Annotated in this window: 11 protein-coding genes and 1 riboswitch; of the genes, 5 read left to right on the forward strand and 6 right to left on the reverse strand. The window is 69.5% G+C overall.

Annotated elements, in window-relative coordinates; all coding sequences use genetic code 11:
• The first annotated feature begins 88 nt into the window (after nt 1-88).
• Nucleotides 89-370, forward strand: a complete 282-nt coding sequence (locus OHT01_RS11150; protein WP_328552984.1) for an HPr family phosphocarrier protein — start codon at nt 89-91, stop codon at nt 368-370.
• A gap of 222 nt (nt 371-592) precedes the next feature.
• Here OHT01_RS11150 and OHT01_RS11155 read toward each other — a convergent pair whose 3' ends face one another.
• The 4 genes from OHT01_RS11155 to OHT01_RS11170 form a co-directional block, all read right to left on the reverse strand.
• Complete coding sequence (locus OHT01_RS11155; RefSeq protein ID WP_328552985.1) at nt 593-1288, reverse strand: GntR family transcriptional regulator; 696 nt, start codon at nt 1286-1288, stop codon at nt 593-595.
• Between the two features lie 196 nt (nt 1289-1484).
• Nucleotides 1485-2249 (reverse strand): M23 family metallopeptidase, encoded by a 765-nt coding sequence (locus tag OHT01_RS11160; RefSeq protein ID WP_328552986.1) that lies wholly within the window; start codon nt 2247-2249, stop codon nt 1485-1487.
• 12 nt (nt 2250-2261) lie between these two features.
• Nucleotides 2262-2420: riboswitch (cyclic di-AMP (ydaO/yuaA leader) on the reverse strand.
• A gap of 214 nt (nt 2421-2634) precedes the next feature.
• The gene (locus OHT01_RS11165) at nt 2635-4023 is read right to left on the reverse strand and encodes a M16 family metallopeptidase (protein WP_328552987.1); all 1389 of its coding nucleotides are present in this window, start codon (nt 4021-4023) and stop codon (nt 2635-2637) included.
• Complete coding sequence (locus OHT01_RS11170; protein WP_328552988.1) at nt 4020-5381, reverse strand: M16 family metallopeptidase; 1362 nt, start codon at nt 5379-5381, stop codon at nt 4020-4022. The genes OHT01_RS11165 and OHT01_RS11170 overlap by 4 nt, the downstream gene beginning before the upstream one ends.
• Nucleotides 5382-5729: 348 nt before the next feature.
• Between OHT01_RS11170 and OHT01_RS11175 the strand changes: the two genes are divergently transcribed.
• Complete coding sequence (locus OHT01_RS11175) at nt 5730-8189, forward strand: DNA gyrase/topoisomerase IV subunit A (protein WP_328552989.1); 2460 nt, start codon at nt 5730-5732, stop codon at nt 8187-8189.
• Between the two features lie 7 nt (nt 8190-8196).
• Here OHT01_RS11175 and OHT01_RS11180 read toward each other — a convergent pair whose 3' ends face one another.
• Complete coding sequence (locus tag OHT01_RS11180; protein ID WP_328552990.1) at nt 8197-9282, reverse strand: CobW family GTP-binding protein; 1086 nt, start codon at nt 9280-9282, stop codon at nt 8197-8199.
• Nucleotides 9283-9623: 341 nt separating this feature from the next.
• On the opposite strand from OHT01_RS11180, the gene OHT01_RS11185 reads away from it, so the two are divergent.
• Together OHT01_RS11185 and OHT01_RS11190 are read left to right on the forward strand one after the other, a co-directional pair.
• Nucleotides 9624-10160, forward strand: coding sequence for a DUF6082 family protein (locus OHT01_RS11185; RefSeq protein WP_328552991.1), 537 nt, complete (start codon nt 9624-9626; stop codon nt 10158-10160).
• Between the two features lie 271 nt (nt 10161-10431).
• The gene (locus OHT01_RS11190) at nt 10432-10671 is read left to right on the forward strand and encodes a hypothetical protein (RefSeq protein ID WP_328552992.1); all 240 of its coding nucleotides are present in this window, start codon (nt 10432-10434) and stop codon (nt 10669-10671) included.
• 395 nt (nt 10672-11066) lie between these two features.
• Here the strand turns inward: OHT01_RS11190 and OHT01_RS11195 are convergent, their stop codons facing one another.
• Entirely contained in the window at nt 11067-12233 is a 1167-nt protein-coding gene (locus tag OHT01_RS11195; protein ID WP_328552993.1) for a citrate synthase/methylcitrate synthase, read from the reverse strand.
• Nucleotides 12234-12330: 97 nt separating this feature from the next.
• Between OHT01_RS11195 and OHT01_RS11200 the strand changes: the two genes are divergently transcribed.
• Complete coding sequence (locus OHT01_RS11200) at nt 12331-13590, forward strand: citrate synthase (protein ID WP_328552994.1); 1260 nt, start codon at nt 12331-12333, stop codon at nt 13588-13590.
• The last annotated feature ends 41 nt before the right edge of the window (nt 13591-13631 follow it).

Here is a 13631-nt window from a genome sequence, read left to right on the forward strand (position 1 = left end):
GGCGGGCGGAACGGGGGACCGTCCGGGCACGCCTCACGATATGGAACACTGGTCTAGACAACCCTGAAAACCTGAAGGGCAGCATCACATGGCTGAGCGCCGCGTCAACGTCGGCTGGACCGAGGGCCTCCACGCCCGCCCCGCCTCCATCTTCGTCCGGGCCACCACGGCCTCCGGCATCCCCGTGACGATCGCCAAGTCCGACGGCAACCCCGTCAACGCGGCCTCCATGCTCGCGGTCCTCGGCCTGGGCGCCCAGGGCGGCGAGGAGATCGTCCTCGCGTCGGACTCCGAGGGCGCGGACGCCGCCCTGGACCGTCTGGCGAAGCTGGTCGCCGAGGGGCTCGACGAGCTCCCCGAGACCGTCTGAGCCCACAGGGCCCCCAGGACCCATACGGCCGGGCCGCGCCACCCTTCCCGGAGGGCGCGACCCGGCCGTTTTCCGTACCTTGCCCGGGAATTCATCGGTGCCGCGCGCAACCCTCGCGCGGCGGTCACAGGAATAGCGCGCACGGAAATTCCGGACACGCGAATAAAAGGGCGTCAGAAATGAGCCCCTGCCGAATATCCCTCTTTGTATACGGCGCCCGTGTTAATGACGCGGGCCCAACATGTTTACGGGATGTTGCGAACTTCTCACACGGTCCGGCCGATCACCGCCGCCGGGAAACCGGAGCCGGTGCACGGCCGTCGCCCGCTCGGTGTGCAGGGCCGTGATCGCGCGGGCCCGCTCGCTGTCACCGCGGGCGACCGCGTCCACGATGCCGCCGTGCTCCGCCCAGGACTCCACGGGATCGGCGGGCGCGTCCACCGAGTACATCCAGGCGATCTTGTGGCGCAGCTGGGCGAGGGTGGAGGTCAGGGCGGGGCTTCCGGAGGCCTGTGCGAGCGTCTCGTGGAACCAGCCGCCCAGCGAGCGCAGATCCTCGCTGTGGCCCCTCCTGGAACGCTCCTGGCCCAGTCTGACCAGGCCTCGGAGCACCTTGAGATGGGCCTCCGTGCGCCGCTGGGCGGCCCTGGCGGCACCCAGCGGCTCCAGCAGCATGCGCATCTCCAGGAGATCCGCGGCCTCCTGCTCCGTGGGTTCCGCGACGCACGCCCCCGCGTGCCGGCGGGTCACGACGAAGCCCTCGGCCTCCAGGGTGCGCAGCGCCTCGCGCACGGGGACACGCGAGACGCCGTAGCGCCGCGCGAGCAGTTCCTCGGTGAGCCGGCCGCCGCGCTCGTAGACACCCGCGACGATGTCGTCACGGATCGCCGTGCATACCGAGTGCGCCGGAATACGCATGACCGACCTCCGCTTTAATCCCCGCGAAACGCCATCGATTGACGCTTGTTCAGTGACTCTATTGCAGGAAGCCTGAATTTCCGATGGCAGGCCTGAATCCATGGATATTTTTTGGACATACGGCCTCCGGAAACGATGATGCCCCGGCTCGGTGAGCCGGGGCATCGAAAGCGGCGAAGAAGCCGCGAAGCGGTCGTCAGACGTTGACGCCGTGCGAACGCAGGTACGCGACCGGGTCGATGTCCGAGCCGTACTCGGCGGTCGTACGGGCCTCGAAGTGAAGGTGCGGTCCGGTCGTGTTGCCGGTGGCCCCGGAGAGGCCGATCTGCTGCCCCGGGGTGACCGTCTGCCCCACGGACACACCGATGGACGACAGGTGGCCGTACATGGTGTACGTGCCGTCGTGCATCTTGATCACGACTTGATTGCCGTAGGCACCGCCCCAGCCGGTCGTGACGACCGTGCCGGAGCCGACGGCGTGGACCGAGGTGCCGGAGGCGGCGTGGAAGTCGACGCCGGTGTGGCTGCCGGAGGACCAGAGGCTGCTGCTCGCCTGGTACCCGGTGGAGATGTACGAACCGGTGATCGGGATGACGAAGGTGTTCAGGCGCTTGCGCTCGGCCTCGCGGGCGGCGCGCTCCTTGGTCTCACGCAGCTTCGCGGCCTGCTCGGCGGCGTGCTTGCGCGCGGTCTGCTCGGCCTGCTTGCGCGCTGCGGCCTCGTCGGCGGCGCGCTGCTGCGCGAAGGCCTGGGCGTCGACCTGGTCGGCGACCGAGTCGCCGAGGGTGACGGCCTGGGTCAGCCCGGTCTGCTCCACGGGGGACTCCGCGGCGAACGCGGGGGAGCCCAGAGTTCCGATCACACCGGTGGTGGTGAGCGCCGCGACCCCGACGGCGGTCTTGGTGGTGCTGTGCACCCGGCTCGGACGACGATGCTTGCCGGTGCCACAGGAGAACGCCATGTAGGGGCTGGTCCTTTCCTTCCCTCTCGCCTACCGGGTTAGCTGACGGGTTCGGAGCAGGAAGGTCTCCTACGGGCTCCCTCCGGGGAGGGCGTCCGATTCACCCCAGGGACTACGTGTGGGTCCCCGGCTCCCCTGGCTCGCGCCATGGGGACTCGGCGATGACTGTCCGGTTGCCGCGGGCGCGGCGCACTACGTGACGAACAGACGGACCGACGCTAAGCGGGACGTCTTTCGAACAACAAACGGATCACGGTTTTTGTAGCGCATCCCACAGAGCAGAAGGGCAACCTCCGTACCAATACGGACATCTTGGGGGCGTTGTCCGCGAAAAAGAGGGCCCTGATGACTCTTCAGTCACCAGGGCCCCTCGGCCGCGCGAGCTCTACTCGGCGGCCACCACGCTGACTTCACCGATTCCGAGAGCCTTGACGGGCTCCGCGATCTGCGCCGCGTCGCCCACCAGAACGGTCACCAGACGGTCCACCGGGAAGGCGCTCACGGCCGCCGCGGTGGCCTCCACGGTTCCTGTGGCGGCGAGTTGCTGATACAGCGTCGCCTGGTAGTCGTCCGGCAGGTGCTGCTCGACCTGGTCCGCGAGTGTGCTCGCGACGGCCGCGGCCGTCTCGAACTTGAGGGGCGCCACGCCCACCAGGTTCTGCACGGCGATGTCACGCTCGGCGTCGGTCAGTCCCTCGGCCGCGAGGGTGCGCAGCACCTTCCACAGGTCGTCGAGCGCGGGACCGGTGTTCGGGGTGTCCACGGAGCCGCTGATGGCGAGCATCGCGACGCCCGTGCCGTCCGGCGCGGAGCGCAGGACCTGGCCGAACGCCCTCACGCCGTAGGTGTAGCCCTTCTCCTCGCGCAGGACGCGGTCCAGGCGCGAGGTGAGGGTGCCGCCGAGGCAGTACGTGCCGAGTACCTGGGCGGGCCACACACGGTCGTGCCGGTCGGCGCCGACCCGGCCGATGAGCAACTGCGTCTGGACGGCGCCGGGGCGGTCGACGATGATCACGCGGCCGGTGTCGTCGGCGGTCACCGGCGGCACGGGACGGGGCTCGGCCGACGAACCGGTCCAGGAGCCGAGCGTGTCGCCGAGCAGCTCGTCGAGGTCGACACCGGTCAGGTCTCCGACGACGACGGCGGTCGCCGTGCCGGGGCGCACATGCTTCTCGTAGAAGGCGCGTACCGCTGCGGAGTCGATCTTCTGGACGGTCTCCTCGGTGCCCTGACGCGGGCGCGACATGCGCGCGGTCGCCGGGAACAGCTCCTTGGAGAGCTCTTTGGCGGCACGGCGGGCGGGGTTGGCCGTCTCGTGCGGGATCTCGTCCAGCCGGTTGCGCACCAGCCGCTCGACCTCGCTGTCCGCGAACGCGGGTGCCCGCAGGGCGTCGGAGAGCAGTCCGAGCGCCTTCGCCAGGCGTGAGACGGGCACTTCGAGGGACAGGCGAACGCCCGGGTGGTCGGCGTGCGCGTCGAGCGTGGCGCCGCAGCGCTCCAGTTCGGCGGCGAAGTCCTCGGCCGAGTGCTTGTCGGTGCCCTCGGAGAAGGCACGCGCCATGATCGTGCCGATGCCGTCCAGGCCCGCGGGCTCGGCATCGAGCGGCGCGGCGAGGATGACCTCGACGGCGACGACCTGCTGGCCGGGTCGATGGCAGCGCAGCACGGTCAGGCCGTTGTCCAGGGTGCCGCGCTCGGGGGCGGGAAACGCCCACGGCTTCGGCTGGCCGGCCTCGGGCCGCGGGTGGAAGTCCATGGTGGCGAGCTCGGTCACTTCGCCGCCTCCTCGTCGGTCTCGTCGGCGGAGCCAGCCGCTTCGGTGGCTTCGGCGGTGGTCGGCTCGTAGACGAGCACCGCGCGGTTGTCGGGGCGCAGGCGGGCCTTGGCGGCCTCCTGGACCTCCTGTGCGGTGACGTCGAGGACGCGCTGCACGGCGGTCAGGGCGAGCTGCGGGTCGCCGAACAGGACGGCGTACCGGCACAGTTCGTCGGCGCGGCCCGCGACGGTGCCGAGCCGGTCCAGCCACTCGCGCTCCAACTGGGCCTGCGCGCGCTCCATTTCCTCGGCCGTGGGGCCCTCCTCGGCGAACCGGGCGAGCTCCTCGTCGACGGCGGCCTCGATGACCGGGACCTCGACGTCGCCGGACGTCTTCACGTCCAGCCATCCCAGGGAGGGCGCTCCGGCGAGCCGCAGCAGGCCGAACCCGGCCGCGACGGCGGTGCGGTCACGGCGTACGAGCCGGTTGTAGAGCCGGGAGGACTCGCCGCCGCCGAGGACGGTGAGCGCGAGGTCGGCGGCGTCGCACGCGCGCGTGCCGTCCTCCGGGAGCCGGTAGGCCGCCATCAGGGCGCGCGCCGGGACCTCTTCCTCGACGACCTCGCGCAGTTCCTCGCCGATGATGTCGGGCAGCGAGCCGTCACGCGGGGCGGCCTTGCCGTCGTGCCCGGCGATCGAGCCGAAGTACTTCTCGACCCAGGCGAGCGTCTGCTCCGGGTCGATGTCCCCCACGACCGACAGAACCGCGTTGTTGGGCGCGTAGTAGGTGCGGAAGAACGCGCGGGCGTCCTCCAGGGTGGCCGCGTCCAGGTCCGCCATCGACCCGATCGGCGTGTGGTGGTACGGGTGGCCCTCGGGGTACGAGAGCGCGGTGAGCTTCTCGAACGCGGTGCCGTACGGCACGTTGTCGTAGCGCTGCCGACGTTCGTTCTTGACGACGTCGCGCTGGTTCTCCATGGACTCGTCGTCCAGCGCGGCCAGCAGCGAACCCATGCGGTCGGCCTCCAGCCAGAGGGCGAGCTCCAGCTGGTGGGTGGGCATGGTCTCGAAGTAGTTGGTGCGCTCGAAGCTCGTCGTGCCGTTGAGCGAGCCGCCGGCGCCCTGGACGAACTCGAAGTGACCGTTGCCGTGAACCTGCTTGGAGCCCTGGAACATCAGGTGTTCGAAAAGGTGGGCGAGTCCGGTCCGGCCCTCGACCTCGTGGCGCGAGCCGACGTCGTACCAGAGGCACACCGCCGCGACCGGGGTCAGATGGTCCTCGGAGAGCACCACGCGCAGGCCGTTGGCCAGGCGGTGCTCGGTCGCTGTCAGGCCGCCGGAGCCTGCCTCAGCTGTGGCCGTGTGACCCATGGGCATGTACGTCCCTTCGATCGCGGAACTGCGTCATTCCTGTCGGTCCTGCCACTGTATGCAAGCGCGCGGACGCCTGGCGAAGTTCCCGCACCTCGTACGCCGAGAGCGAGACTTACGCGTGTCCCTGACACGCCTCGGAGAATGCTCCGAGAACCACCGCGGGCGAGTTCGCTGGCCGCCGGGCACCCGGCCCGAGGGCTGCCCGGGAACGGTCTCGGCCACACCCGCGGGACGCGTCGCGGAGGCGCTACGGACGGGTCGCGGTCGGCGTTGTCAGTGGGGCGGTCCACAATGGTGCGCGTCAGAACCCGCTCATGCCCCGGCAGAGACTGTGAAGGAGCCGCAGCAGCGATGGCCCGCCGCAGCACGAAGACCCCGCCGCCCGACGACTCGTACGAGGAGAAGATCCTCGACATCGACGTCGTGGACGAGATGCAGGGCTCCTTCCTCGAATACGCGTACTCGGTCATCTATTCGCGAGCCCTGCCGGACGCCCGCGACGGCCTCAAGCCGGTGCACCGTCGCATCGTCTACCAGATGAACGAGATGGGCCTGCGTCCCGACCGCGGCTATGTGAAGTGCGCCCGCGTGGTCGGCGAGGTCATGGGTAAGCTCCACCCGCACGGCGACGCGTCGATCTACGACGCCCTGGTGCGTCTGGCCCAGCCCTTCTCCATGCGGCTGCCCCTGGTCGACGGTCACGGCAACTTCGGCTCGCTCGGCAACGACGACCCGCCTGCCGCGATGCGTTACACCGAGGCCCGGATGGCCGACGCGACGTCGCTCATGACCGAGTCGATCGACGAGGACACGGTCGACTTCACGCCCAACTACGACGGCCAGGAGCGGGAGCCGGTGGCCCTGCCGGCCGCCTTCCCGAACCTTCTGGTCAACGGCTCGTCCGGGATCGCCGTCGGCATGGCCACGAACATGCCGCCGCACAACCTCGGCGAGGTCATCGCCGCCGCCCGCCACCTCATCCGGTACCCGGGCGCCGACCTCGAGACGCTGATGAAGCACGTTCCGGGACCCGACCTGCCCACGGGCGGCCGGATCGTCGGCCTCTCCGGGATCAGGGACGCGTACGAGACGGGCCGCGGCACGTTCAAGATCCGTGCCACGGTGTCGGTCGAGGACGTCACGGCGCGCCGCAAGGGCCTCGTCGTCACCGAACTGCCCTTCACCGTCGGCCCGGAGAAGGTGATCGCCAAGATCAAGGACCTGGTCGGGGCGAAGAAGCTCCAGGGAATCGCCGACGTCAAGGACCTCACCGACCGTGCGCACGGACTGCGCCTGGTCATCGAGATCAAGAACGGCTTCGTGCCGGAGGCGGTCCTCGAACAGCTCTACAAGCTGACGCCGATGGAGGAGTCCTTCGGCATCAACAACGTGGCACTGGTGGACGGTCAGCCGCTCACCCTGGGCCTCAAGGAGCTGCTGGAGGTCTACCTCGACCACCGCTTCAACGTCGTACGCCGCCGCAGCGAGTTCCGCCGTACCAAGAAGCGCGACCGGCTGCACCTGGTCGAGGGTCTCCTCGTCGCCCTCCTGGACATCGACGAGGTCATCCGCCTCATCCGCTCCAGCGACAACTCGGCGCAGGCCAAGGAACGCCTGATCGAGCACTTCTCGCTCTCCGAGATCCAGACGCAGTACATCCTGGACACGCCGCTGCGCCGCCTCACCCGGTTCGACCGCATCGAGCTGGAGTCGGAGCGCGACCGGCTCAACGGCGAGATCGACGAGCTGACCGGCATCCTGGATTCGGACGCGGAGCTGCGCAAGCTGGTCTCCGGCGAACTGGCCGCTGTGGCCAAGAAGTTCGGCACCGACCGGCGCACGGTGCTGCTGGAGTCGGCGGGCAGCCCCGCCGCGACGGTCTCGCTCCAGGTCGCCGACGCCCCGTGCCGGGTGCTGCTGTCCTCGACGGGACTGCTGGCGCGTACGGCGACCGGTGACCCCTTCGGGGAGGACCCGGACGGCAAGCGCACCAAGCACGACGTGATCGTCTCCGCGGTGCCCGCGACGGCACGCGGCGAGATCGGCGCGGTCACGTCCCTGGGCCGCCTCCTCCGCCTGAACGTGATCGACCTCCCGCAGCTGCCCGAGACGGCGTCGGCGCCGAACCTCTCCGGGGGTGCCCCGGTCTCGGAGTTCCTGTCCTCCCTGGAGCAGGACGAGACGGTGATCTGCCTGACGACGCTCGACGAGGCGTCCCCGGGCCTGGCGATCGGCACGGAGCAGGGTGTCGTCAAGCGTGTGGTTCCCGACTACCCCTCGAACAAGGAGGAGTTGGAGGTCATCACCCTCAAGGACGGCGACCGGATCGTCGGCGCGGTCGAGCTGCGCACCGGCGAGGAGGACCTGGTCTTCATCACGGACGACGCGCAGTTGCTGCGCTATCAGGCCTCGCAGGTACGCCCGCAGGGCCGGGCGGCGGGCGGCATGGCCGGCATCAAGCTGATCGAAGGGGCCAAGGTGATCTCGTTCACCGCGGTCGACCCGGCGGTCGAGGCGGTGGTGTTCACGGTTGCCGGCTCACGCGGGACGCTGGACGACTCCGTCCAGACCACGGCCAAGCTGACTCCCTTCGACCAGTACCCGCGCAAGGGCCGCGCCACGGGCGGTGTGCGCTGCCAGCGGTTCCTGAAGGGCGAGGACTGCCTGTCGCTGGCCTGGGCCGGTCCGACGCCGGGACGCGCGGCGCAGAAGACCGGCATGCCCGTCGACCTGCCGGAGATCGACCCGCGCCGCGACGGCTCGGGCATCTCGCTCGGCAAGCCGGTGTCGGTGGTGGCGGGCCCGGTGTAGTGCGCGGTCAGCCCTCCGGGCTCGGCTCCTGTACGTAGCGGAGGACGCCCCACATGCTGTGTTCATCGGCGTGCGGGGCGTCCTCTTCGCATGCCTCCAGCTGCTTGGTCAGCGCCGCCGTGTCGATCCCGGAGCCGATGAGCACGAGCTGGGTGGTCCGCTCGTCCGAAGCGGGCCAGGGCTCCGGGTAGAAACGCAGGAACCGCCCGACGGCGTGCACCGAGTACCGGTTGCGGATGTCCTGGACGCCGAAGTCGACGTACCCCTTGATCCGGTAGAGCCCTTCGGGCCTGCTGTCGAGGAACGTCATCAACCGCCGTGGATCCAGCGGCACTTCGGAGCTGAAGGACAGAGCCTCATAGGCGGAGTGCAGATGGCCGGCGCCACCGGGCTCCTCGTGACCGTTCTCCCCCGCACCACCTTCGACGCGGTCATGGTCATGGTCATGGAGATCGTCGAAGGACAGCTGCCCGATGCGCTCCTCGCTGGGCCTGCAGTCGAAGAGGAACTCCGGATCGACCCGGCCGTAGGTGGCGGGGACGACCGCGGCGCGGCCGGCGAGCTCCCGGACCACTGCCAGCACCCGGCCCGCGTCGTCGGCCCGGTCGATCTTGTTGACGACGACGAGATCGGCGAGGGCGAGGTGCCGGTCGATCTCGGGGTGCTTCTCGCGCGTGCCGGCGAACTCGGCGGCGTCGACGACCTCGACGAGCCCTCCGTACACGATGCCCGGAAGCTCGCTGGCGAGGACCATGCGCACGAGCTCCTGGGGCTCCGCGAGCCCGCTCGCCTCGATGACGATGACGTCGATACGGGCAGAGGGTTGAGCGAGCCGATCCATATATTGATCAAGCTCGCCGACGTCGACCGCACAGCACAGACATCCGTTGCCGAGCGAGACGGTGGAGTCACCGAGCGCTCCGGCCACGGCCATCGCGTCGATCTCGATCGCGCCGAAGTCGTTGACCACGGCCCCGATCCGGCTGCCCCCACCGCGGTGCAGAAGATGGTTGAGCAGCGTCGTCTTGCCGGAACCCAGGAAGCCGGCGAGAACGATGACCGGGATCTGCGGGGGACTCGACTGGCTCACCATGCGCCCTCTCTGAACCTGTGCGCGCACCGGCTCACTGGACCGGCGCTCACGCGGGGAATGAATGCCGACCAAGCATACGAGCGGGAGGAAACGCCCCGAAGTGAACGATTGTTAGCGGCGCTCGCGGGGCACACGTTGGACATGGCGCCGGTGGACGCGACCCGCACATCCCTCCGTGCGCCTCCTCTCCGCCTCCCTGCCGATCAGAGCCGCTCGGCAACACTGGGGGGCGGCAAGCGCGCCGCCCACCGCTCGCCGGTCCGCTCCCTGTCGCCCCACCACCGACGACCGGCGGACGGTCGCCTGACTCGGGGGTTGACATGGCCACACGGAAAGACAAAGTGCGTGGGTTGGGCTCCGCCGCCGCGGCGGCCGTCGGCCTGCTGACCGGCGCCGCCGTCACCCTCGTCGCGCAGAGAACCACGCTCGACGCGCTGCACGCCCGGATCGAACTGCTCGAACAAGCCGCCCAGACCCAGCGGCAGGCCAACCTCGCCCATCAACAGCGGCTCCACTGGGAGCTGTTGAGCAAGGCCATGGACGATCCCGAGCTGGCCGAGGTACTGGACACGTACGAGGGGACAGTCCCTCCGAGGAGACAGCGCCAGTTCCTCTTCACCAACGCCTTGTACACCAACGCGCTCTGCTACTACCGCATGGGCAACATGACCCGCGAGGAGTTCTTCGGATTTGCCCGCGGCTGGCTCCAGAACCCGATCTTCCGCGAGTACTGGTACGCAACGCGCCCTTATCGCGCGACTCTCATCAGCACATCGGACGAAGCCCAAATCGGACTTATGGTCGAAGAGCTCCTCTCCCAACTGGAGGAGACAGACGCGGACGAGTGGTGGGTGGTGGGCGAGCCGCCGAGCGAGTAGCGCTTTCCGTCCGCCACACTCCGGCGCAAACCCGTTCACTTGCGCCACCCTGTCGAGCGAATCACACGGTCGGGCGATAACGAACGAGTAAATCGGCGCGTTTCCCCAGATGCCAACAGGGTTGACTGCTGCGCAATCACGTATTGGGTCGATCCCCACCGAACGTCGTTCCAGCCGCGGGTCCGAGGTTGCAGCCCCACAGGGCCGCATCGCGCCGCGCAGCAACAGCGCGCAGGCAATCCCACCTCGAGATCAAAGGGAAGCAAGAACAGTGAGCCACATCATCCGTCGGATCGGCACTCCTCCAACCTTGCGAGGAAGCACCTCTGGTGCGAATTGCCCGGACATCTTCGAACTGTCCGACGGAACGTTCGCTGTGATCGGAACAGACGTCACCGAGAAGCTCGACGCCGAGCTTCCCCCGGACGCATCCCGGGCAGATTACGAGAGAATCGTCGTAGTGACCCGCGAAACCCTCATTCACGCGAAGATGGACATTCCCGACGCATAGGCCCGCCCCGAACGTCGCGTTCTCACGCGAGTATCGGCACACCCTCCGATCACTATGCGTTCGCTTTGCCCTTGGTAGCCCAGTTTTGCGCACCGTCCCGTCCGGTGGGCGGTCGCGAGACGACCCACACCAGGTCCGCCGGGTCACCGCACACATGTGCCCGAGACTCTCGTCCAGGCGATTTTCCTCGCGCGTAGCGGCAGCGGTTCCGGAGCTACTGACACCCCCGGGCTCGGCACCGATCTGGTGCCGGGCCCGTTTTCGCTCCGCCCCGGACCCGCGCGGTGCGGTCCGGCCCGTTCAAGCCCTGCCCGTTCAGGTCCTGCGCGATGCCGGGCGGTCCGGTGCGGGCCGATGCAGGCCGGTATGGCGCGGTGAGATGCGGTGAGGTGCGGTCAGCCGAGGGCAGGAACCGGCACCGGCGGAACCGGTCCCACGTATCGGGCCGCCGGGCGGATGATCTTCGAATCCTCCGACTGCTCCAGGATGTTGGCGCTCCAGCCGACCACCCGGGCGGCGGCGAACGTGGGCGTGAACATCGCGCGGGGCAACCCGCAGAGTTCCATGACCACACCGGCGTAGAACTCCACGTTGGTGTGCAGCTCACGGCCCGGCTTGAGCTCTGCCAGGATCGCCTCCACCTGCCGCTCCACTTCGACGGCGAACTCGACGAGCGGCCCGCCGAAGCCCTGGGCTATCCCGCGGAGCATCCGCGAACGCGGGTCCTCCGTGCGGTAGACGGGGTGTCCGAAGCCCATGATGCGATCACCTGCGAGGACACGTTCGCGGATCCAGGAGTCGATACGGTCGGGGGTTCCGATCGCGTCGAGCGTGTCCAGGGCCCGACTGGGAGCACCACCGTGGAGAGGTCCGGAGAGGGCACCGACCGCACCCACCAGGCAGGCCGCCACATCCGCGCCGGTGGACGCGATCACCCGGGCGGTGAACGTTGACGCATTGAATCCGTGATCAATGGTTGAGATGAGGTATTGCTCAACCGCACGAGCACGGACCGCTTCCGGCTCCGATCCCGTCAACATGTACAGGTAGTTGGCGGCGTACCCCAGGTCCTCGCGCGGTTCCACCGGCTCCAGCCCCTGCCCGAGCCGGTACAGGGCCGTGAGCAGTGTGGGTACGGCCGCCGACGCCACGAGGCCGTCGTCGCGGCGCCGCCCGGCGTCGATGTCGTACACCGGGCGGAACCCCAGCGAGGCCCCCAACAGCGACAACGCGGTGCGCAACCCGGCGAGCGGTCCCGCCGGTCCGGTCGCCGCCGCGATGGCGGGCAGCGCGGCGCGCACGTCGTCCGGCAGCCGGCGCAGCCTCGCCGTCCTCGCGGCGAAGGCGGCCCGGCGAGTCCCGTCGGGCAGCTCGCCATGGGCCAGCAGATGCCATACGTCCTCGAAGCCGCGGGACCGCGCGAGGTCGACGGCCGAGTACTGGCGGTAGTGATAAAAGCCCTCCAGGCCTCTGACGTCACCCAGTTCGGTGTCGGTGACGACGACGCCCGCGAGTCCTCGCGGCACGTCGACAGAGGTGGACGCGGTTCGGTTGATCGGCATGTTTCCTCCCTGGACTTGATTCGACTGTCCATGATTGACTCTAGAGCTGTCAATGTTGATTTAATCAACATAACGATCCACGGATACGGTGGCGCTCATGAGGGATCGAGAAGCGGCAACGCCGGCACACGAAGGCCGACGGCTCAGCACCAAAGAGACCGCCGAACTGCTCGGCGTGAAGCCGGAGACCGTGTACGCGTATGTGAGCCGCGGTCAGCTCAGCAGCAGGCGGGAGCCGGGAGGGCGCGGGAGCACGTTCGACACCAAGGAGGTGGAGGCGCTCGCTCGGCGCAACAGGCGGGAAAGTGGCGGCAGTTCGAGCGGCGGCGACGAGCTCTCCGTCCGCACCCGCATCACCCTGATCGACAGGGACCGCTACTACTACCGGGGCGTCGACGCGACGGAACTGGCCGCGCGGTACTCCTACGAAGAGATCGCCGAATGGCTGTGGACGGGCGTACTGCGCCCCGGGGTCGTGTTCACGGCCCCGGAAGCATCCGCGGCCGTCGCCCGGCGCAGCGTCGACGCACTGCCCGAACACGGCGGCCCGACCGACCGTCTGAGGGTCGCCGCGATCGCCGCCGCGGCGGCCGACCCACTGCGCTTCGACCTCTCCGAGAGCGCCGTGCTCGGCACCGGGCGCACTCTCATCCCCACGCTCGTCGCCGCGCTCCCCCCGGTGCGGCACGACCACCGCGACGAGGGCCCGCTGGCGCATCGACTGTGGGCACGGCTCACCGGGCGCACCCCCGATGACGCGTCACTGCGCGTACTGGACACGGCGCTCGGGCTGCTCGTCGACCACGACCTCGCCGCCTCGACGCTCGCGGTACGGGTGGCCGCGTCGGCCCGCGCCCACCCGTACGCGGCCGTGTCGGCGGGCCTCGGCGTCCTCGAAGGGCCCCTTCACGGGGCGGCCAGCGGTCTCGCGCACCGACTGCTGCTCGACGTTCTGGACCAGGGCACCGCCGTTCCCGTGGTCGCCGACGAACTGCGCGCCGGGCGCCGTGTCCCCGGACTCGGTCATCGGCTCTACCCCGGCGAGGATCCCCGCGCGCGTGCCCTGTTCGCCCTCCTGGAAGAGGTGCCCGGTGCCGCGCCCGCGCTGGCGGCGGCCCAGGATGTGGTGACCACCACGGCCCGCCACACTCCCCTGCACGCCAATGTCGACCTCGCCCTGGCCGTCTTCACCGTCTCCTCCGGCATGCCGGCCTCCGCGGGGGAGACGATCTTCGCTGTCGCCCGGACGGCGGGCTGGATCGCCCACACCCTGGAGGAGTACGCGGAGCGTCCCCTGCGGATGCGGCCGAGCGGGCACTACGTCGGCGAGCGGCCGCCGCAGCCGCTCCCGCGCTAGACGGCCGCACCCCGGGCGCGGGAGGAGCGCCCCCAGGCGCC

Source organism: Streptomyces sp. NBC_00358, from assembly GCF_036099295.1.
GTDB lineage: Bacteria > Actinomycetota > Actinomycetes > Streptomycetales > Streptomycetaceae > Streptomyces.

Bases quoted from the DNA above. Each gene is read 5' to 3' on its own strand.
- OHT01_RS11175 (WP_328552989.1), top strand. From the start codon at position 5,730: ATGGCCCGCCGCAGCACGAAGACCCCGCCGCCCGACGACTCGTACGAG.
- OHT01_RS11195 (WP_328552993.1), bottom strand. From the start codon at position 12,233: ATGCCGATCAACCGAACCGCGTCCACCTCTGTCGACGTGCCGCGAGGA.
- OHT01_RS11170 (WP_328552988.1), bottom strand. From the start codon at position 5,381: ATGCCCATGGGTCACACGGCCACAGCTGAGGCAGGCTCCGGCGGCCTG.
- OHT01_RS11150 (WP_328552984.1), top strand. From the start codon at position 89: ATGGCTGAGCGCCGCGTCAACGTCGGCTGGACCGAGGGCCTCCACGCC.
- OHT01_RS11180 (WP_328552990.1), bottom strand. From the start codon at position 9,282: ATGGTGAGCCAGTCGAGTCCCCCGCAGATCCCGGTCATCGTTCTCGCC.
- OHT01_RS11155 (WP_328552985.1), bottom strand. From the start codon at position 1,288: ATGCGTATTCCGGCGCACTCGGTATGCACGGCGATCCGTGACGACATC.
- OHT01_RS11160 (WP_328552986.1), bottom strand. From the start codon at position 2,249: ATGGCGTTCTCCTGTGGCACCGGCAAGCATCGTCGTCCGAGCCGGGTG.
- OHT01_RS11200 (WP_328552994.1), top strand. From the start codon at position 12,331: ATGAGGGATCGAGAAGCGGCAACGCCGGCACACGAAGGCCGACGGCTC.